This window comes from Streptomyces sp. WMMC1477, from assembly GCF_027460245.1.
Classification (GTDB): domain Bacteria; phylum Actinomycetota; class Actinomycetes; order Streptomycetales; family Streptomycetaceae; genus Streptomyces.
The window spans coordinates 3,371,569-3,391,738 of the sequence record NZ_JAPZBD010000003.1; the positions used below are offsets into that span (position 1 = coordinate 3,371,569).

Annotated in this window: 12 protein-coding genes; 7 read left to right on the forward strand and 5 right to left on the reverse strand. The window is 69.8% G+C overall.

From position 1 onward, the window contains the following. Positions 1-140 precede the first annotated feature (140 nt). Positions 141-6,551 carry an RHS repeat domain-containing protein gene (locus O7609_RS15525; protein WP_269743724.1) on the forward strand — a complete coding sequence of 2,137 codons (6,411 nt, stop codon included), beginning with the start codon at positions 141-143 and terminating at the stop codon, positions 6,549-6,551. An 825-nt stretch (positions 6,552-7,376) separates the two neighbouring features. On the opposite strand, the gene O7609_RS15535 is transcribed toward O7609_RS15525, so the two are convergent. Further along, complete coding sequence (locus O7609_RS15535) at positions 7,377-7,964, reverse strand: hypothetical protein (protein WP_269736381.1); 588 nt, start codon at positions 7,962-7,964, stop codon at positions 7,377-7,379. Positions 7,965-8,134: 170 nt separating this feature from the next. Here O7609_RS15535 and O7609_RS15540 point away from each other — a divergent pair, with 170 nt between their 5' ends. After that, positions 8,135-8,425 (forward strand): hypothetical protein, encoded by a 291-nt coding sequence (locus O7609_RS15540; protein WP_269736380.1) that lies wholly within the window; start codon positions 8,135-8,137, stop codon positions 8,423-8,425. Continuing rightward, complete coding sequence (locus O7609_RS15545; RefSeq protein ID WP_269743725.1) at positions 8,422-8,817, forward strand: type II toxin-antitoxin system VapC family toxin; 396 nt, start codon at positions 8,422-8,424, stop codon at positions 8,815-8,817. The genes O7609_RS15540 and O7609_RS15545 overlap by 4 nt, the downstream gene beginning before the upstream one ends. 282 nt (positions 8,818-9,099) lie before the next feature. Here O7609_RS15545 and O7609_RS15550 read toward each other — a convergent pair whose 3' ends face one another. Beyond that, a complete protein-coding gene (locus O7609_RS15550) occupies positions 9,100-9,426 on the reverse strand; it encodes a chorismate mutase (RefSeq protein ID WP_269736378.1) in 327 nt (108 codons plus the stop codon). A 257-nt stretch (positions 9,427-9,683) separates the two neighbouring features. On the opposite strand from O7609_RS15550, the gene guaA reads away from it, so the two are divergent. The 3 genes from guaA to O7609_RS15565 all read left to right on the forward strand — a co-directional run bounded on the left by guaA (position 9,684) and on the right by O7609_RS15565 (position 12,959). Beyond that, positions 9,684-11,297 carry a glutamine-hydrolyzing GMP synthase gene (gene guaA, locus O7609_RS15555; protein ID WP_443072254.1) on the forward strand — a complete coding sequence of 538 codons (1,614 nt, stop codon included), beginning with the start codon at positions 9,684-9,686 and terminating at the stop codon, positions 11,295-11,297. Between the two features lie 158 nt (positions 11,298-11,455). Beyond that, complete coding sequence (locus O7609_RS15560; RefSeq protein ID WP_269736376.1) at positions 11,456-11,896, forward strand: cold shock domain-containing protein; 441 nt, start codon at positions 11,456-11,458, stop codon at positions 11,894-11,896. 280 nt (positions 11,897-12,176) lie between these two features. Continuing rightward, a complete protein-coding gene (locus tag O7609_RS15565) occupies positions 12,177-12,959 on the forward strand; it encodes a thioesterase II family protein (protein WP_269743727.1) in 783 nt (260 codons plus the stop codon). 312 nt (positions 12,960-13,271) lie between these two features. Here O7609_RS15565 and O7609_RS15570 read toward each other — a convergent pair whose 3' ends face one another. Beyond that, positions 13,272-16,220, reverse strand: a complete 2,949-nt coding sequence (locus O7609_RS15570) for a helix-turn-helix transcriptional regulator (RefSeq protein ID WP_269743728.1) — start codon at positions 16,218-16,220, stop codon at positions 13,272-13,274. A 993-nt stretch (positions 16,221-17,213) separates the two neighbouring features. Between O7609_RS15570 and O7609_RS15575 the strand changes: the two genes are divergently transcribed. Further along, the gene (locus O7609_RS15575) at positions 17,214-18,611 is read left to right on the forward strand and encodes an NAD(P)/FAD-dependent oxidoreductase (protein ID WP_269736373.1); all 1,398 of its coding nucleotides are present in this window, start codon (positions 17,214-17,216) and stop codon (positions 18,609-18,611) included. Positions 18,612-18,789: 178 nt separating this feature from the next. On the opposite strand, the gene O7609_RS15580 is transcribed toward O7609_RS15575, so the two are convergent. Then, on the reverse strand, positions 18,790-19,197 hold the full coding sequence (locus tag O7609_RS15580) for a nuclear transport factor 2 family protein (RefSeq protein WP_269736372.1): 408 nt from the start codon (positions 19,195-19,197) through the stop codon (positions 18,790-18,792). Positions 19,198-19,226: 29 nt separating this feature from the next. Next, positions 19,227-19,664 carry a nuclear transport factor 2 family protein gene (locus O7609_RS15585; protein ID WP_269736371.1) on the reverse strand — a complete coding sequence of 146 codons (438 nt, stop codon included), beginning with the start codon at positions 19,662-19,664 and terminating at the stop codon, positions 19,227-19,229. Positions 19,665-20,170 lie beyond the last annotated feature (506 nt).

The following is a 20,170-nucleotide window of genomic DNA, read 5'->3' on the forward strand; positions in this document are numbered from 1 at the left end:
GCCCGGTTTGTGCGTGGTGGCGGCGCGGTCCGCGCCGCCACCACATCACAGTTCTTTCCTTCAACGGCCATGGGTGGGGAACCGAAGCCATGCGAATAGTCCGACGTGCGTCAAAGCCGACTCTCGTAGCAGCGATCGCAATGTCGTTGCTCGCACCGACAGCAGTGACGGCGGAGGCTCAAGGGAAGAATGGGGGGCTTGGTCGTCCTGATCTTCCGGAGCAGCGGGTCAGCAAGGTGAAGGCTGTCGAGGGGCTGGCGGCGAAGGAAGCCCGCGCCCAGGTCGCCAAAGACCGGAAGGCCAACGAGCAGCAGGCGGCAAAGGCGAGATCCGAACAGAAGGCGACCTGGCCAAGAGCGGGACAGGACGTCTTGGACTTCGAAGGGTCAGGCGAGGACTCCGGACAGCCCGGGGGCTTGCCGGTCACGGTCGACACCGGAGAGGCTGAGTCCGGAGGCGGACGAGTCACCGTTCTGAGCCGCAAGAAGGCACAGCAGGCCGGCGTCGACGGTGTGCTGCTGACTGCGGAGGTCACCGAAGGCGGCAGCGCCACCGTCGAGATCGACTATGGCGAGTTCGCCGGAGCCTACGGCGGCGGTTGGTCCAAGCGACTCCAGCTAGTCGAGCTGCCTTCTTGCGTGCTCACTACACCGGAGAAAGAAGAGTGCCGGAAGAGAACTGAGCTCGGCTCCCGGAACAACGTCTCGGATCAATCGGTATCCGCCGACGTATCGCTGGAGGCAAGCAAGCAGGGCCAGGTAGCGCAGCTCGGCAGCAGCGGCGACGCCACCGTTCTGGCCGTCACGGCGAGTGCGACCTCCACGTCCGCTTCGGGCGAGTCATCCGCAGGCAGCGGGGACTACTCAGCGACACCGCTAGCCGAGTCTGCCTCCTGGGAGGCGGGGAGTGGCTCCGGTGCCTTCACGTGGTCGTACGACTTCACCATGCCGCCCGCAGCGGCCGGCCCGACTCCGGCGCTCGCGCTGGCCTACGACTCGGGCAGCATTGACGGCCGGACGGCGACGACCAACAACCAGGGCACCGCGGTAGGTGAAGGCTTCTCTCTCACGGAGTCGTACATCGAGCGCTCCTACGTGGCTTGCGACGATGACGGCCACGACGATGTCTATGACCGCTGCTGGAAGTACAACAACGCGCAACTCGTGCTCAACGGTCAGGCGAACCGCCTGGTGAAGGACGACGACAGCGGCGAATGGCGCCTGGCCAACGACGATGCCTCCAAGGTCATCCGGCACACCGGGGCTGACAACGGTGACGACAACGGTGAGTACTGGCCCGTCGTCACCGGGGACGGCACCAAGTACGTGTTCGGCCTGCACAAGCTCGACGGTGCCGCAGAGCAACGCACCAACTCGACGTGGACCGTGCCCGTCTTCGGGGACGACGCAGGGGAACCGGGATACTCGAACGGCGGTGCTTTCAAGGACCGCTCGCTGACGCAGGCGTGGCGTTGGAACCTCGACTACGTTGAGGACACCCACGGAAACGCCATGACGTACTGGTACGCGAAGGAGACGAACCACTACAGGAAGAACAAGGCGGAGACGGCCAACGCATCCTACGTTCGCGGTGGGTATGTGAAGGAGATCCGGTACGGCCAGCGCGCGGGCGCGCTCTTCACCGACGACGCTGATGCCAAGGTCACGTTCTCCCATGCGGAACGTTGCACGGTGGGGGACTGCGCAGAGCTGACGGAAGACACGGCGAAGAACTGGCCGGACGTTCCGTTCGATGCCATGTGCTCCAGCGGTGACAGCTCCACTGACTGCCGCGTGACGGGGCCGGCCTTCTTCAGCCGCAAGCGGGTAACGGGCATCTCGACGTTCTCGTGGTCGGCACCCGACGGCTCCTACGACTCCGTGGATTCCTGGACGTTGAAGCAGGACTACCTCGATGGTGGTGACATCGGGGACACGACCGACCACGTCCTCGTGCTGAAGTCCCTCCAGCGCACGGGAAAGACGGGCACAGCCGTCTCGGTGAACCCCGTCACGTTCACCTACCAGATGCGCCCGAACCGTGTGGATGCTACAGACGACATCCTTCCGCTCACTCGGCCGCGTGTTTCCACAGTGACCTCTGAGACGGGCGCAATCACCACGGTGACGCTGTCGAATCCCGAATGCCGGCGTAGCGAGGTCATCGATGCTGCCGAGGACACCAACACCCGCAACTGCTATCCGCAGTACTGGCATATCAACGGTGCGCAGGAAGCGTCAGTCGACTGGTTCCACAAGTACCGTGTGCTTGCGGTCACTGTTTCCGATCCAACTGGTCACAATGAGGCAGTCGAGCACGCGTACACCTACTCCGGGGCGGCATGGCGTCACAACGACGACCCGCTCATCGCAGCCGACGAGCGGACGTGGTCGAACTGGCGCGGATACCGGCAGGTCACGGCCTACACCGGAGCTGAGAGCACCACTCGGTCCCGGGTCACCTCCGTGTACTACCAAGGTATGAACGGAGACAGAAAGGCAGACGGCTCCACCCGATCCGTCGAGCTACCGCCCTTGGCGTCTCCGGCGCTCGGCATTCCCACGGTCGCCGACAACGAGGCCTACGTCGGGCGTCTGCGCCAGCAGGTGACCTACAACGGTGCGACGCCGATCTCCGTCGTGGTGAACGACCCATGGAGCAGGGAAACCGCACGGCAAGACGTGCCTTCCGCCGCTGACCGGGTCGCTCGCTACGTGCGGACCGAACGCACCGCGACGCATACACACCTCACCGCTGCGCAGTCCTGGCGGGAACGTGCCCAGACGACATCCTTCGACGACCACGGCATGCCGGTGAAGGTCAGCGACTCGGGTGAGGTGGGCAAGTCGGGGGACGAGACCTGCACGCGAACCTGGTACGCACGCAACGCCAGCCTCGGCGTCACGTCGCTGCCTTCCCGCACCCGCACCGTGGGGAAGGCATGCTCGGTTGCCGAGACGGGGCTGGCCCTCCCTCTGACCACTGCCGCTCGCGGGGACGTGCTCGCCGATGTGGCCACGGTCTATGACGACCCCGAAGCGACGGCCTGGGCGTCAGGCCAGAAGCCGACGAAGGGCGCCGTCACGTGGACGGGGCGGGCGACCGGCTACTCGGCTATCGTCGGCCTTGACGGTGAACGAGATGTCACGGGATGGCAGACGACCAAGCGTGTCACTCACGATGCTCTGGGCCGTGTCGTCTCTGCCACCGACGCAGCAGGAAACACCGGAACCACGGCGTACACGCCGATCAGCTCGGGCCCGCTGACCCGGACCGTCACGACGAACGCCAAGGGACACAAGGAGTACGCCTTCCTGGACCCGCGGCGCGGGCTGCCGTTGCGGACGTACGACGCCAACATGAAGAAGACCGAGCAGACGTACGACGCTCTTGGCCGGCTCACGGCCGTCTGGCTCCCGAACCGCAGCAAGGGAGCTGGGTACAGCCCCAATCTCAAGTTCGGGTACCACCTCAGCAGTACTCAGCCGTCTGCCATCTCCACTTCATCGCTTCAGGCTGACGGGAGCACTTACAACACCAGCCACGAGATCTACGACGCTCTGCTGCGACCTCTCCAGACACAGAAGCCCACACCTGTGGGTGGTCGCCTGCTCACCGACACGCGCTACGACAGCAGGGGACTGGCATACGAGGCATACGCAGACATATTCGATAACGCTGCCGCCCCGAACCGGACGTATACGCGAGCCGAGTATGGGGAGGCCCCGAAGCAGACGTCCCTCACCTTCGACGGGGCAGGCAGGGAGACGAGCTCCTCTCTCTTCACCTACGGTGAGAAGCGTTGGTCGACGGTGACGACGTACACCGGCGACTCCACGGCGACTACGGCCCTCACCGGGGGCTCCGCCCGCCGCACGATCACCGATGCCCTCGGCCGCACAACGGAGGTTCGCGAATACTCGGGTGAGAGCCCCGCGGACAGCGGATACGGAACCGGACCTGGCGCCGCCTACACGTCGACGAAGTTCACTCACTTCCTCGACGGTCAGCAGGCCACCATCACCGGCCCCGATGACGCGTCGTGGACGTACTTCTACGACCTCTTCGGCCGTCAGACGGTCTCGAACGACCCGGACAAGGGTGAGGTCACGACCGAGTTCAACGAGCTCGACCAGGCAGTCAAGGTCACGGACGCCCGTGGCGAGGTCATCCACACCGCCTACGACGAACTCGGTCGTGCGACTGGCACCTGGTCGGGCACCAAGACCGATGCGAACCAACTGACGTCACAGACGTACGACGCGGTGCTCAAGGGCCACATCAGCGCATCGACCCGCTTTCTCGGGGGGAAGAACGGGCGCGCGTACACAAAGGAGATCACCGAGTACGACAGTCTGAGTCGACCAGTCACCCGGAAACTCCACCTTCCGTCGTCCGACCCTCTGGTCATGGCAGGCTCCCCTTCCACCCTGACCTTCGAGTCCCACTACAGCATTGATGGGAATCTCAAGAGTGCGACCGAACCGGCCCTCGGTGGTCTTGCCGCCGAGTCCGTCGAATATGACTACACGGACCTTGGGCAGGTCCAGGGTGTTGGCGGAGTAACCGGCTACGTGCTCGATGCCGACTATTCGGCGATGGGGCAGCTACAGCAACTGACGCTCGGCACAGCCAATACCGAGGCACACAAGAGGGCCTACATCACGAACACGTACGAGGAGGGCACCGGTCGGCTTATACGAAGCCATGTCACGGATCAGACCCACCCGTACATGCTGCAGGACCTCAACTACCGCTTTGATGAGGCCGGTAACGTCACATCGATCGCCGATCCCACGCACCTCGGCAACACCAGCGCAGCGGAAACCCAGTGCTTCGCGTACGACGGCTACCGTCGGATGAACCACGCCTGGACGCCGACGTCCCAGGACTGCCAAACAGAGCGCAGCGCGACAAGCCTCGCCGGACCTGCTCCGTACTGGACCAGCTACACGTACAACGATGCCGGCCTCCGAACCTCCGAGACCCAGCACAAGGCAGGCGGCCCGGAGAATACGACGTACTGCTACGAGGGAGACCAGCCGCACGCGCTGTCCGGAACCAGCACCACAGCGAACTGCGCAACCCCAGAGCGCAGCTATGCCTACGACGTAACCGGCAACACCACCGGTCGCCCGGGCGAGACCGCCTCACAGGAGCTGAGCTGGTCCGAGGAAGGCCAGTTGACGAAGCTGACCGAGGGTGAAACCTCCACGGACTACATCTACGACGCGGACGGCACCCTGCTGATCCGCAACACCGAGAACGGGGAGCGAGTCCTCTACGCGGGTGCCACGGAGCTCCACCTCCGAGCGAACGGTGACACCTGGGCGCAGCGCTACTACCGAGTCGGCGACCTCACCGTGGCTGTCCGCAGCAATGAGTCCGGGGAGCAGAAGGTCTCCTACCTAGCTGGCGACCACCACGGCACGTCCAGCCTGGCCATCGACTCCGAGACCCAGGACTTCGCCAAGCGCTACATGACCCCCTTCGGCGCGGAACGAACCGGCGGCGCGGTCGGCGCCTGGGCCGACGACAAGGGCTTCCTCGGCAAGACGACCGACAAGAGCACGGGCCTGACGCACATCGGAGCCAGGCAGTACGACGAGACCACCGGCCGTTTCATCAGCGTCGATCCGATCCTGGACCCGGCGAAGGCCCAATCCGTCAACGGCTACACGTACGCCAACAACAACCCCACAACCTTCTCCGATCCCACCGGGCTGGACTACGGCTGTGGCGCGAACACCGGTGCCTGCGAGTACAAGCAGGACGGAAGCAGCGGCAGCCTCGGCAACGGAATCCCTGCTGGTGGCCCGAGTGTTCCGGGCGGTGGCTCGTCGCCCAGTCGAGACACGGGAGGGTCTCATAGTTCCGCAAGCACATCTGTGCCTAGCCGGACCGACGCTCTAGGTAGTCGTGCACGGGCTTTGTACAAGACTGGTATCAAGTGGAATGAGCATGCCCTAGACCCATCTCCGTTCTCGATGCTTCAGATGTGGTTGGTTGGTGCGACACCCAGCAAGTGGATCTTCGTCGAAGGTGATCAGTTTACAGAGCTCGTTAAGAAGCAACGTCACATGGACGAGGTGAGGAAGATCTTGTCGATGTGTCAGACGTGTCAAGTCGGAGACAGCGTCGAAGGGCTTGGGTACTCGACTCGAAGGGCGGCCTCCGCTCATGATGTGGATATGCTCGTACTGGCGATGAATGACGCCAGTGCCATGCTGCTCAGTGGTTCAGGAGACAGTTCGCATGATGTTGCTGCGAGCGTTGCTCTCCTGGGCTCCTATTCACTGACGGCCGAGATCTCTGGGTACGACAAGCTGTCGCGCTCGGCAGAAGTTACTTTCCGCTTGAGGAGCGACATAACGATTGAATCGTTCACTCGAGCTCCCACTGAAGCGGGGTACACTGCAGGAGAATCTTCCGGCCCGGCGAAGCAGGCCTCTGATTCCCTATTGCGGGTCTTCCCGAGCGGGCAGCGTGACACGGAGCTGGTGGTTGTGTGGAGCGAGCGCGTACCCATGAAGGAGCCGGAATCACCGTGACATATGGGTCGCCAGGTCTCATGCCGGACTCGTAGCGTGTTAGGGGAGCCATGGATAGAAGGAGATTGAAGAGGGAGTGCGACCTCGAATCTCTCGAGTGTCGCGCGCGAAAAGCTGAGAGGCGCACGTGGATTACTGTCGCTGTGGTAATTTCCCTCATCTGTCTATTTGTTGTCCTGGCTCTTGCCTCGGTGGTTTTTGTGGCCATCTTCGGCCCGTTGATCATTAACGGCGGCTGATGAAACTTGCGACCGGGACGGGAGCGGATATGCCTTTGGGTGATACTCGGTGCAGAGCGCATGCCGCGCCCGGTTCTCCGCGGTGTGGTGTTTCCGGTGGTCGCTTGGGCCGTAGAATTGCTAAGCGCCGCTCTCATTGGTCTTTGAGTGGCTGACACAATGAGGTTCAATGTGGTTGGTAGCCTCGTCTGACCAATGAGTTGGACGCTGTTCGTTCTGTGGGGACTTCGCTGTGGATCGTGCTGGATGACTTGTGGGAGCGGATCGAGTCGCTGTTGTTCTAGGAAGCGACGCGGCTTTCGGTGCCCCGGCCGAAAGCCAGTTCCTGTTGCGACCGCGGTCTACGGCTACACCGTCGACCGCGTGCTGCACGGCCTGGCTCACCCCGACTGACTCCCGCGGGGGCGGCCGGAGGGGACAGTGCCCGCGACCGCACGCACGGGCACCGGCTTCAACTGCCCACCTGCTCGGCCATCCGGGCGGGGCGGAAGAGCTGGAAGGCCCGGCAACTGGCCCCGGCAGCGTTGGCGTACCCGGGTCCGCCCCTGAGGGCGGGGACGCGCGGGGCGGACCCGGGGGGGCGGGGTCAGAGCGTGGGGACCGTGCTGTCGAGCAGGGCGGTGGCGGTGCCGAGGGCGTCGGGGAGCTGGGAGTCGCCCTCCTCGTTGACGAGGTCGACGCGGGCCGTGCGCTCGCCCTGCACGGTGGGGGTGGTGAGGCGGGCGCCCGGGGTGGTGACGTCGGTGAAGCCGGAGGAGCTGCGGGCCGGGTTGGTCAGGGGGAGGTCCGCGCTCAGGGCCGGGGTGACGGTGTGCAGGGCCTCGCTGCCGGTGGACAGTTGGGCGGCCGTGCCGTCGAGGCCGGGTACCGGGGCCTCGGCGGTGAGGGCGGGGGAGTCCAGCACGGCCCCGAGTGCGGGGACGGCCGGGACGGTGACGCGCTCGTCCTGCATGAGCGGCGGCATCGTGGGCGTGGTCAGGGGGGAGGACGGGACGGTGGCGAAGACCGTGGGGGCGTCCGCCACGGGCAGCGCCGTCTCGACCGACTCCAGCGGGACGTCGACGGGCACCGGGACGCTGCTGTTGTCCGCGGCCGCCGCCTGGGCGGCGGGCGCGAGTGCGCTCGCCGCGCACATCGACAGTGCCGCGAACGTGCCCTGCTTGGAGATCTTCATGACCCTCTTCGTCCTCTCGACGCCGTGCTCAGCGGATTCCCCCGTCTCTGGGGGACAACGACGCGAACCGCCGCGCCAGTGCGCACCTCCACCCGAACGGCTGACCCGGACTTCGTCTCCGGGTAGGCAGGCACAACGATTCTGGCAAAACTTTTGTTAGAGTTGCTTTCGTGAGCGGTGCTACCTATGCCCCTGGTGAGGGGCCGACCAAGTCCGTGTCCGTGTCCGTGCACGAAGGCACGATTCAGGCCGTGCGTGCTCGTGTCGGCAAGCGCGGTGTCTCCCCGTACGTCGAGGCCGCCATACAGCGCCAGATCGAGCGGGACAACCTGGCTGAGCTGATCGAGGACTACGAGGCTCGTCACGGTGAGATCACTGAGAAGGAGTTGAAGGCGGCCGAGGAGAAGGTGTTCGGCCCCACGGACAGGGGCGGCGCGGGCCGGCCCGAGGCCGCCGCGTGAGCGGTACGTGGGTCCTCGACAGCGAAGCCCTGTCGCTGTATTTCCGTGATGACCGAGAGATCGTCACCCTGCTCAAGGTCGCGGCCAAGAGGGACGTCCGGGTCGTCGTCAGCGCGGTGACGCTCGTTGAGGCGGACCCGAACGGAGCCCACAAGGCGCGCATGTCCTGGGCTCTCTCGCGAGTCGTCGTCGAGCCGGTGACCAAGGAGATCGCCACGCACGCAGTCGAGCTACTGAGGGGCGGTGGCGGTCTGGCGGGGCACGAGTACGCGATCGACGCGATGGTCGCGGCCACGGCGCTGCGGGCCGCGCGGCCGGTGAGCGTGCTCACCTCGGACCCCGAGGACATGGCGTTGTTGTGCGGTGAGGACGTCACCGTCGTCAAGGTCTGACCGCCGCACGGAAGGTGCCCCGGGGCACGGTCGGCCCCAGGGGGGCCGGGGGCCGACCGCGGAAGGAGTGACCGGGCTGCTGTCCCCTGCCGTCCGGTCACCCGGGCCGGAGCGCGGTCCCATGGCGGGCCGCCCTCGTGGGGCGGGCCCGCCCCACGCTCCGGTGTGGGCCGTCCCGCGAGCCGCCGGGCGCCCGGCGGACATCGGGGACACCTCGGACAACGAAGGCCCGGCGGGCAGGGTCACGCACCGTACGGGTGACGGGGCGGACTCAGAGGCGACTCAGACTCGGCCTCGGGAGAGTTCGAGCAGGGTCATCGCGAGGGTCGTGCCGTGGCCGCCGAGCTCGGCGCGGAAGCGGGTGAGGATCTCCATCTCGCGGGAGAGGTGGACGCGGCGTCCGCCGCCGGCGATCCGGGCCTCCTGGATGGTGGCGGAGACGGCCATGCGCTCCCGGACGAGGGCGATGATCTCGGCGTCGAGGGCGTCGATGCGTTCGCGGGCCGTCGCGATCTCGGCCTCGGGGGAGGCGGGGTCTGTGGTCTCGCTCACGGGAGACGACACGGGGGACGAGGAGGCCGGGGCGGTGGCGGTGGTTGTGGTGCTCATGGAAAGGGGCTCCTTCGGCGGTGGTGGGGAGCCCCGGTCCGTCCGTCGGCCCGGGTGGGCGGAAACGCACAGGCGCCCCGGGCCTTGATCGGCCCGGGGCGCCTGTTGGGGTCTGTGGTGTCGCCTACGCGCGACGACGGTCGACCTGGCGGCAGCCGGACGGGCCGGTGCCATAGGTAAACCAGAAGCGCGGGTGCATAGGCATGCGGACAGTATGCCACGGGGGGCGCCGTGCGGCGTCGGTAGAATGGGTGGACATTCCTCCCGCTCCACCGCCGAAAGGCCGTCTCGTGGCTTCAGTGCCCACCCCGCCGGACGTCGTTCTCGTCGTCGACTTCGGCGCGCAGTACGCCCAGCTCATCGCCCGCCGCGTGCGCGAGGCCCGTGTCTACAGCGAGGTCGTGCCGTCGACGATGCCGGTCGACGAGATGCTCGCGAAGAACCCGAAGGCGATCGTCCTGTCCGGCGGTCCCTCGTCGGTGTACGCGAAGGACGCGCCGCGGATCGACCGGGCGCTGTTCGAGGCCGGGGTGCCGGTCTTCGGCATGTGCTACGGCTTCCAGCTCATGGCGGAGGTGCTGGGCGGCACGGTGGACAACACCGGGGCGCGGGAGTACGGGCGCACGCCGCTGACCGTCTCCAAGCCCGGGTCGACGCTCTTCGAGGGCACGCCGGCGGAGCAGAGCGTGTGGATGTCCCACGGGGACGCCTGCTCGGCGGCGCCGGAGGGCTTCACGGTGACGGCGTCCACCGACGGCGTGCCCGTGGCCGCGTTCGAGAACGACGAGCGCAGGCTCTACGCCGTCCAGTACCACCCCGAGGTGATGCACTCCACGCACGGGCAGCAGGTGCTGGAGCACTTCCTGTACCGGGGTGCGGGGCTGGCGCCGAGCTGGACGGCCGGGAGCATCGTGGAGGAGCAGATCGCCGCGATCAGGGCGCAGGTCGGCGGCAAGCGCGCGATCTGCGGGCTGTCCGGCGGCGTGGACTCGGCGGTGGCCGCGGCGCTGGTGCAGCGGGCCATCGGCGACCAGCTCACCTGCGTGTACGTCGACCACGGCCTGATGCGCCAGGGCGAGACGGAGCAGGTGGAGAAGGACTTCGTCGCGGCCACGGGCGTGCAGCTCAAGGTCGTGGACGCGGAGAAGCGCTTCCTGGACGCGCTGGCGGGCGTCAGCGACCCGGAGCAGAAGCGCAAGATCATCGGCCGGGAGTTCATCCGGGTCTTCGAGCAGGCGCAGGCGGAGCTGGTCGCGGAGGCCGGCGAGGAGGGCGCGGAGGTCGCCTTCCTGGTGCAGGGCACCCTCTACCCGGACATCGTGGAGTCGGGCGGCGGCACCGGTACGGCCAACATCAAGTCGCACCACAACGTGGGCGGGCTCCCGGAGGACCTGGAGTTCGAGCTGGTGGAGCCGCTGCGGCAGCTCTTCAAGGACGAGGTCCGGATGGTGGGCCAGGAGCTGGGGCTGCCGGAGGAGATCGTCCAGCGGCAGCCGTTCCCCGGCCCGGGGCTGGGCATCCGCATCGTCGGCGAGGTCACCAAGGACCGGCTGGACCTGCTGCGCGCGGCGGACGCGATCGCCCGCGAGGAGCTGACGGCGGCCGGGCTGGACCGGGAGATCTGGCAGTGCCCGGTGGTGCTGCTCGCGGACGTGCGCTCGGTGGGCGTCCAGGGTGACGGCCGCTCCTACGGCCACCCCGTGGTCCTGCGCCCGGTGTCCTCGGAGGACGCCATGACGGCGGACTGGTCGCGGCTGCCCTACGACGTCCTGGCGAGGATCTCCACCCGGATCACGAACGAGGTGCCGGACGTCAACCGTGTCGTCCTGGACGTGACGAGCAAGCCGCCGGGCACCATCGAGTGGGAGTGAGCGGGCGGCCCTCCGGGGCCGTTCCGCGCCGTCCCCGCGGGGGGACGTGTTCGCCTCGCCGTCGTCCGCCGAGCGGGCGGCGGCGACGGCGTTTTCGCTGGTGTATCGTTCCCGGGTCAATCGATAAGTCGTTACTGGCTGTTGTGGTGAGGTGTGCGGTGTCGCTGGGTCGAGTGGTTCGTTTCGACGACGTGCGTGGGTACGGGTTCATCGTTCCGGATGAGGGTGGCGAGGACATCTTCATGCACGCGAACGACCTTCAGGACGAGAAGCACCTGTACAAGCCGGGCACGGTCGTGGAGTTCCGCCTCGGGCACGGAGACCGGGGGCCGAAGGCGTCCATGGTGAGCATCGTCGAGTCGGACGGGGGGCCGCGCAGCGCCGTCGGCCAGCCCGCCTCCGACCGGGTCGCCCAGGCCGCCTACGCGGCCGAGGCCGACGACGACGTCATGTGCGACGTGCTGTCGCCGACCGAGTTCCGGCAGGAGCTGACGGAGGCGCTGCTGGACGCGGCGCCGACGCTGACCGGCGGGCAGATCCTCGCCGTGCGGCAGCGGATGGAGCGGCTGGCCCGCGCCCACGGCTGGCTGACCGCCTGAGCCGTCCCGGACTCCCGCCCGGGCCACGACCCGGGGCAGCGGCCTCTTCGCCCGCGGCCCCGGGTCGTCTCGCGTCTGCGCGGCCGGGGATCGCCGGCCGGGGATCGCCGGCCGGCGGTCGTGGCGGGGACGAGGCAGGGGCGCGGCGGGAACGAGGCAGGGGCGAGAGGCGCACGAGTAGGGGTCTTAGGGGGTTCTGCGGGGGCTGGCCCGAGCCGTACCGTGGTGATCACGCTCAAGGGCAGCACGCCCGGTGATCAGCAGGAGGAAGGGCTCCGTCATGTCGGCCGCATCCGGTAAGCACGACACCTGGTTCCGCAGGTTCCAGTCGGCGTCCTCGGGCGCCGTGAAGCTTGTCGCGCTGCCCCATGCGGGTGGTTCCGCCCCGTACTTCCTGCCACTGGCCCGTGCGCTGGCGCCGGAGCTGGACGTCCTGTGCGTGCAGTACCCGGGCCGCCAGGACCGCTACCGCGAGCCGCTCGTGGAGAGCCTCGACTCCCTCGCCGACCAGCTCTACGACGCGCTGACGGCCGAACCGCCGCAGCAGCTCGTGCTGTTCGGCCACAGCATGGGCGCCGTCCTCGCCTTCGAGCTGGGTCGGCGGATCGAGCGCGACGGGGGCGGCGAGCTGCTCGGCGTCATCGCCTCCGGACGCCGTGCCCCGTGCCGGCACCGCGAGGAGACGGTGCATCTGCGCGACGACGACGGCCTCGTCGGCGAGATCCGCGAACTCAGCGGCACCGACCCGGGCGTGTTCGACGACGAGGAGCTGCTGCGCATGGTGCTGCCCGCCCTGCGCGCCGACTACCGGGCCGTCGAGACCTACCGCTACCAGCCGGGCGAGCCGCTGCGGGCGCCGATCAGCACGCTGACCGGCGAGAGCGACACCCGGGTGACCCTGGAAGAGGCCCGTGCCTGGGGTGAGTTGACCAGCGGTTCCTTCCAGTTCCGCTCCTTCCCCGGCGGGCACTTCTACCTCAACGGCCATCAGGCGGCCGTCACGGAGGCCATCCGGGAGAGCGTCGCCGCCTTCCGCCTGGCCGCCGCGTCGGCCAAGCCCTGACGCGGCCGGGCCGAACAGGGCGAACCCGACCGCCGGACGCGCTGAGCGCACGCGTCCGGTGAGCCGAAGGGGCCCCGCCACGCGGAACCCGACCGCGAGGCAGGCCCGCAGCGTCCGGCGCCGGCGAGCGTCGGACGGCAGATACCACCCCTGAGCGCAGGGCAGCGGCACCCTTCCCCGCCGCGCCCTGCCACCTCTGGGGGTCACGCCCCCGGACCCCCAGGGGCGGGAGCCCGGCGGACGGCACGCCCCGCCACCGCCGGGCCCCGCCCGAACCCGAACCGAGCCGGCCGCCGGTGCGGGCGGCACGGTTCAGCCGTCCAGCCTGGGAACACCCGCCCGCACGGAGGACAGCCGGTTGGCCAGGTCCGTGCGCTGCTTGACGTCCAACTTCCGGTACACCCGCGTCAGGTGCTGTTCCACGGTGCTGACGGTGATGAACAGCTTGCTGGAGATCTGCCGGTTGGTGTGCCCCTGCGCGGCGAGCGCCGCGACGCGCCGCTCGGCGCGGCTGAGACCGGTGCCGGAGCCGGTGCCGGCGGCGTCGCCGCCTGAGTGCTGCTGTCCGTCGCGGGGCCGTGGGCACAGGGGGAGGTCGGCGGCCGCCCGGGCCGTGCGCTGCGCGAGCGCGGGCGAACCGGCCCCCTGGGCCAGCTGGCCGGCTCGCTGGAAGTACGGGCGGGCCCCGGCGTCGTCTCCGGCCTTGCGGAGCGCCTGACCGGTGTCGGCCAGGGCCCGGGCCAGCTCGATACGGTCCCCGCAGGCCTCCAGCAGCTGGACGGCCTGGGCACGCAGCCCCCCGCCCCGCTCGGGCGGCACGAGCCCGGCCAGCACGCGCAGGGCCATGCCGCGGGTGCGGTCGTCCACGCTCCGCCGGACGTCGAGCTGCTCCTCCAGCAGCCGGACGGCTTCGCAGTGGTCGCCGAAGGCCAGGTGGACCCGGGCCAGTTCCAGCCGCCACGGTACGAGCGTCGCGGTGTCCAACCGCCAGGTCGCGACCTCCTTGCCGCACCAGCGCAGGTCGTCGGCCGCGGCCCGGCGGCGTCCCGTGGCCAGGTGGTAGCGCGCGCGGGCGAGGAGGTAGTGCAGGCCGAGCGGGGTGCGGAACGACTCGGCCGGTACGGGCTTGGCCAGCCAGCGTTCCGCCTCGTCGTGGCGGCCCGCCTCCGTCGCGGCGCCGATCAGTGTGCTCAGAGGCCCGGCCACTGCCACGCCCCAGGCCTGCGGGGTGAGCACGGTCAGCGCGGTGCGGGCGTGCTCACCGGCGTCCACGAGAGCACCCAGGCGCAACCCCGCCTCGGCGTGGATGGCGTGCAGGACGGCCTTCCAGCTGGGCGCGTAGCCCACCGAGGGGCGCCGCAGCAGTACCTGCGTCCAGGCGACGACGAGGTCCGGGCGCCCGGCGTAGAGCATCGCCAGCAGCGGCGTGACGAGCGCTCCGAGAGCCCCCTCGTCGGCCATGTAGCGCTGGATCATCAGCTCGGCGTTGCTCACCGTGTCGTGCCGGGCGCGGTCGGGGGTCAGCGTGTCGGCGAGCAGTGTCATGGCGTCCAGGTGCCGGCCGGTCACGGAGGTCGCGGTGCCGACGTCGGCCACGTGCCGGGCGTCGGCGCGGGCCTGCGGGTAGCGGTCGGGGTGGACGAGCGAGATCAGCAGCCGGGCGGCGTCGAGCCGGGCCCGCACGTCGGGTGCGGGGTGCGCCTGGGCCGCGACGGTGCGCACGATCCGGCAGGCGGTGTCCGGACGACCGTGCCACAGCAGCGGCGGCACGGCGCCGACGGTCTCGGGCCCGTACCGCTGGTCGGCTGTGCCGGTGCCGGTGGCCGTGGCCTCCGCGTCGTGACCGGAGCCGTAGGCGTCCCCGGCGAGTTCGGTCAGGGCGCCCAGGTCGGTCGCGGCCGCGAGGGGGTTGATCTGCCACCGGGAGCGCAGCAGCAGCGTGTCGGCCTCCGTCCAGCGGGTGCCCGGGCGCACCGCGCCACGGGCCAACCGCAGGCAGGCAGCGGTGACATCGGGGCGCCCGGCCTCCAGCGCCTGGGCCGCGGCCTCGTGCAACGCCGCGTCGGCCCAGGCGGGTTCGGCCCAGTCGGCGCTGACGAGGTGCGCGGCGACGACCCCGGGCTCGGCACCGTACTCGTGCAGCACCTCCGCGGCGCGGCGATGCAGGCGGAGGCGCTCCTCCGTCGGCAGGTCGGCCAGGACGGCGCCGACGATGCGCGGGTGGCCTAATCCGTCGGACGAGACCAGACCGGAGCGCCGGAGCAGCCGCAGGGACTGGGAGGTGAACTCGGGGCTGAGGCCGAGGAGCCTGCCGAGGACGGGCAGCGGGGCCGGTCGGCTCAGCACGGCCAGGGCCTGTGCGGCGCCGCGGACTTCGGGCTCGTGGCGGTACAGGCAGCGCAGGACGGCCTGGTCGAACGTGCCGTGGAGGACGGGAGCGGGAAGGGGCTGGAGGCCGGGGACGGCCGACGCGTCCGGGGCGGGGGACGGCGTGGCGCACGACTCGTCGAGGAGCGCACGCATCAGCAGGGGGCTGCCCCCCGTCAGCGTCGGTGCCTCCCGGGCGACGCGGTCACGCGCCTCGGACGGCACCGGGTGGATGCGCGCCAGCCGGGACAGGGCGGCGTCCGTCAACGGTTCGAGGCCGATCCGGGAGACGTGCGGCTGGCTGAGGAGCTCGGCCCGGAAGTGCGGGTGCTGGGTGCGCAGCATCGGCGACTCGGTCAGGAGGACCATGATCTGCTTGTGCCGCAGCCGCCGTATCGCGTACAGGAGGCACCGCAGGGAGGCGGCGTCGGCATGGTGGACGTCGTCGATCGTGACGACGAGCGGCAGCGGCCCGGCGAGGTCGAGCAGGGAGGTGAACAGGCCGTAGGCGGCGGAGGTGGCGGTCGGCGGCGGGAAGCCGGGCGCGGGCGGGTGGAGCGCGTCGTCCTCGGGAGCCCCGGGGGGCGAGGTGGTGAGCGCGAGGTGGCGTACGACGGTGGCGGCCTTGCGGGCCGAGGCCCGTTCCAGCCCGGAACTGTCGATGAGCTGGTCCATCACGCCGAAGGGCAGATGGCGTTCGACCTGCGAACCGGTCGCACTCAGCAGATGGCCGCGCCCGTCCGTCACATGGGCGATGAAGGCTTCCAGCAGGGCTGTCTTCCCGCTGCCGACGGCACCGCTGATCAGGCATACCCGTCCGCCCTGCAACCCGGCACAGGCGTCGAATGCCGTGCGCAATTGTGAAAGCTGCGCTTCCCGCTGTATCAGAACCACTCGCGTCTATCCCCCTTGAACGCGATGACATGGAATGAACCAACGTTTTCGGTTGTCTCTGCAGTTGCTCTCGAAGCTGTTCCGGCCGAGCTGTCACGGCCGGACCGTTCTGGCCTGGCTGTTCTCGCCGGTCCGTGCGGTGCTGTGCACGGACTGACGGTGGACGGTGCGCGGTTCCACCGGTCGAGGCGGCGCGCGGGAGGCGGGGGCCACGGCTCGGGCTTCCCGCGTGCCGCGTGCGCGTGCCGGCCGGTGTGCTGACGGTGCGTTCCGGCACCGCTGCGGTGGCCCGTGTCCGCCCCTTGCGGGCCGGCCGTGGTCCGGAGGTCGTGGCTGTCCGCGTCGGTCGGGCCGATCGGGTCGGTCGTGGCTTCCGCCCGGCCGGGCGGACGTCCGCCGCGCGTTCCGGTGACCGTCCGGGACCGCCGCACCGAGGTACGAACACGCCAGATGTGTGAAGCCGTCGGATGAGGTTGTACGTGTAGGGGGCTTCCGGGGAAGCGCCGCCCGCACCGAACGTTCGCGCTCTTGAGAACCACCTCCACACTCGTCGTCCGTCGGCGTTCCGGTGCGTGACGCACGGGCACACCGGTACGACGCGGGGTCGGATTTTCGCCAACGGCGCACAGCTTACAGCCCGGTTTTCTACAGGACTCTTACCGCTGCGTTGCCGGAGTGAGGCAATCTCCGGATCGGGGGCGCCCGAGGAATCCACCATTCCGACCCCCTGTTCGGAAAGACAGGGGTTGACATGACGTCACGTCTGAACAAAGCCCGGTGGGCACGCTCCGAGGGAGACGGCCCGCCCCCGACGGCGGGTGACCCCCTCCGCGGGGCGCCGGCGACCACCCCACGGATAGGGGGCCGCAGGTGCCGTGAGGTTAGGGGTTGGTGGCCCGATGCCCGCTCAATAGATTCGGACCACGTCACGGATGCGGAACACCCCTCTGGGGAGCAGCACATCGGGAACGGGCAACGGGAAGGACCCCACCTGTGTCGACGAAGCCCACTCACGGCGTGGTGCTCGGTGGCGGGCTCGCCGGAATGCTCGCGGCCCGCGTGCTCCGGCGGCACCTCGACCGCGTCACCGTCATCGACCGCGACGAGCTGCCCCACGGGCCCGTCCCGCGCAAGGGCGTGCCCCAGGCGCGCCACGCCCACCTGCTGTGGTCCGGCGGCGCCCGGCTCATCGAGTCCCTGCTGCCCGGCACGACCCAGCGGCTCCTGTCCGCCGGGGCGCACCGCATAGGTGTCCAGTCCGATCTGGTCAACATGTCGCCGTACGGCTGGCAGCAGCGCTTCCCCGAGACCCAGTTCCTTCTCGCCGCGAGCCGGCCGCTCCTGGACTGGACGGTCCGCGACCTCACCCTCGCCGACGAGGCCGTCACCGTCCTCGCCCAGACCGAGGTCGACGCACTCCACGGAACCGAAGGCCACCTGGACGCCGTGTCGGTCCACCGCGCCGGCTCCGGGGACGCCGTCCGGCTGGACGCCGACGTCGTCGTCGACGCCGGTGGCCGCGGCTCCCGGCTACGCACCTGGCTGCGGCCCCTCGGCGTCCCCGAGCCGGAGGAGGACGTCGTCGACTCCGGCATCACCTACGCCACCCGCGTCTACCGCGCCCCCGAGCGGGCCGCCGCCACGTTCCCCATGGTCAGCGTGTACGCCGACTTCCGGGCCGGCGTCCCGGGGCAGAGCGGACTCATCCTGCCCATCGAGGACGGCCAGTGGATCGTCACGCTCTCCGGCACCCGTGGCGGTGAACCCCCCACCGACGAGGCCGGGTTCACCGCGTTCGCCGAGGGCCTGCGGCACCCGGTCCTCGGGCGGGTCCTGGCCGCCGCCGAACCCGCCGGGCCCGTACGCGGCTCCCGCAGCACCGCCAACCGGCGGCTCCACTACGACCGGGTCGAGCGCTGGCCGGACAACCTCGTCGTCCTCGGCGACGCCCTCGCCGCCTTCAACCCCATCTACGGGCACGGGATGAGCTCCGCCGCGCGCGGCGCCGCCACCCTCGACCGCACCCTGCGCCGCCACCTGGGCAAGCCGGACCTGGCCCGCACCGCGCTCCAGGGCATCGCCAAGGCCATCGACGATCCGTGGATCCTCGCAGCCTCCCAGGACGTCTTCTACCCCGACTGCCGCGTCGAGGCCAAGGACCCCCGGCTCTCCGAGGAACTGCACAGCCGCCAGGACTTCTCCGAGCGCGTCGGCACCGTCGGCCTCAGCGACCCCGTCGTCAGCGCCGCGTCGGCAGGCGTCACCACGCTCGCCGCACCCGTCGCCAGCCTCCAGTCGCCGGCCGTCCTCAACGCCCTGCGCACGGGCCCGGCGAACCCGCCGCCCTCCGAGCCCCCGCTGACGGACGAGGAGTGGGCGCGGCTGCGCTGAGCCGGGGCCGGCGGGCCGCCCCGCGTGCGGCTCGCCCGCCCGCGGGCGGTGCGGTACCGGGTGCGGCGGTGCGTGTCGGCGGGCCGGGCCTCAGCGGGCGCCTGTGGTCGGCGCCGGGTTTCGGCCTCGGTGCCGTTTCGGCCCGGATTCGACCTCAGTGCCGGTATCGGCCTCGGCGTCAGGTCCGGGTGGCGTCGTTCCGCAGCGTGTAGTCCGAGCGGCCCGCGATGATGCGCGTCTCGAAGATCAGGCCCGCGTCGTTCACCCGCATCAGGCTCACCAGGTTGAACGCCACCCGCGCCCCGTCCGACCGGCCGGGCGCGTCCATGGTCCCGGACAGCGGCAGCGTCACGCTCTCCCCGTCCAGCGCGGCGGTCGGCGTGCCCGGGCTCTCCCGCACCCCCGCCTCCACCGCCGCCGCCAGGTGTCGGCGCAGCGCCTCCCGGCCCACCAGAACGGGGGTGCCCACCGGGTCCTGAAACCGGACGTCGGGCGTGAACAACTCCACCACCCCGTCGACGTCACCGGCGTTCATCCGGCGGCAGTACTCCAGCGCCACCGCCTTGCGCCGTGCCTCGTCGGTCATCTGCGTCCTCCTCCGGCCGTTCCGGCGGTTCAGGCGATGAAGCGGACGTCCGAGCGGCCCCAGTACGCGCGCATGTCCTCGATCAGACCGGCGGCGCCGACCTCGATCACCAGCGTGCAGGTGAACTCCACGCGGGCCGACTCCGGCTCCGGCGGCGCGTCCAGAATCCCGTAACGCACGAGCAGCGGGCCGCCGGGCAGGAAGTTCATCGTGGACGTCACCGGCACCGCCGCGTGGCGGCCGTCGGGAGCCGCGACCGGCTCCCCGTAGGCGTCGTGCACCCCGCCCGCCACCGCACCGGCGATGTGCGAACGCAGCGCCCCGTGGCCGATCCGCGGCCCGGAACCGACCGGGTCCTCGAACCGCACCGCGGGTGAGTACAGCGCCAACAGGCCCTCAACGTCACCGGCGTTGATCCGCTCGCAGTGCGCGATCGCCAGGGCCTTGCACGTCGCTTCGTCGGGCACGGCGTCCGTCTCTCTCGTCTACGGCGGGCGGCACAGTGACGCGGGAAGTCTCACAGCGCCCGCCGCCGGCACGGAACCCCTAACGGAAGCGTCCGACCCCCTATGTGCCCACCCCCCACCAGGTTGCCCCGAAGGGACGGAAGACAGGGGTTGGTCGGCCGGTGCGGCGTTCATAGTGTGGGCGATCAACCTGGCCGGAGAACGGGGTGACGGAGCCCGGCACCGCTCGACAGCACCACACGCCCGGTGGCGAAAACCGCGCGCACCACGGACCTGCGGCATCCGACCACCGGACGGGACGACGTCACCCGTCACCCCTCCGCGACCGAACGCCGGACCGAACGCCGGAACTCGGCCCGACCCCTCGGGGCCGAGCGTCAATGGGAGACCTGGTGGCGAAGAGCGGAAGCCCTGACGGACGCGCCAACACCGCGACGACCGACGCGAACCGTGCGACCCACGGGGACCATGGAGATCGCGGGGGCCACACGAGCCCCGCGTCCGCC

What these genes read in the sequence shown, in the direction of transcription:
- O7609_RS15525 (WP_269743724.1), top strand. Translation starts at nt 141, where the DNA reads ATGTCGTTGCTCGCACCGACAGCAGTGACGGCGGAGGCTCAAGGGAAG.
- O7609_RS15535 (WP_269736381.1), bottom strand. Translation starts at nt 7,964, where the DNA reads ATGAAGATCTCCAAGCAGGGCACGTTCGCGGCACTGTCGATGTGCGCG.
- O7609_RS15550 (WP_269736378.1), bottom strand. Translation starts at nt 9,426, where the DNA reads ATGAGCACCACAACCACCGCCACCGCCCCGGCCTCCTCGTCCCCCGTG.
- O7609_RS15565 (WP_269743727.1), top strand. Translation starts at nt 12,177, where the DNA reads ATGTCGGCCGCATCCGGTAAGCACGACACCTGGTTCCGCAGGTTCCAG.
- O7609_RS15580 (WP_269736372.1), bottom strand. Translation starts at nt 19,197, where the DNA reads ATGACCGACGAGGCACGGCGCAAGGCGGTGGCGCTGGAGTACTGCCGC.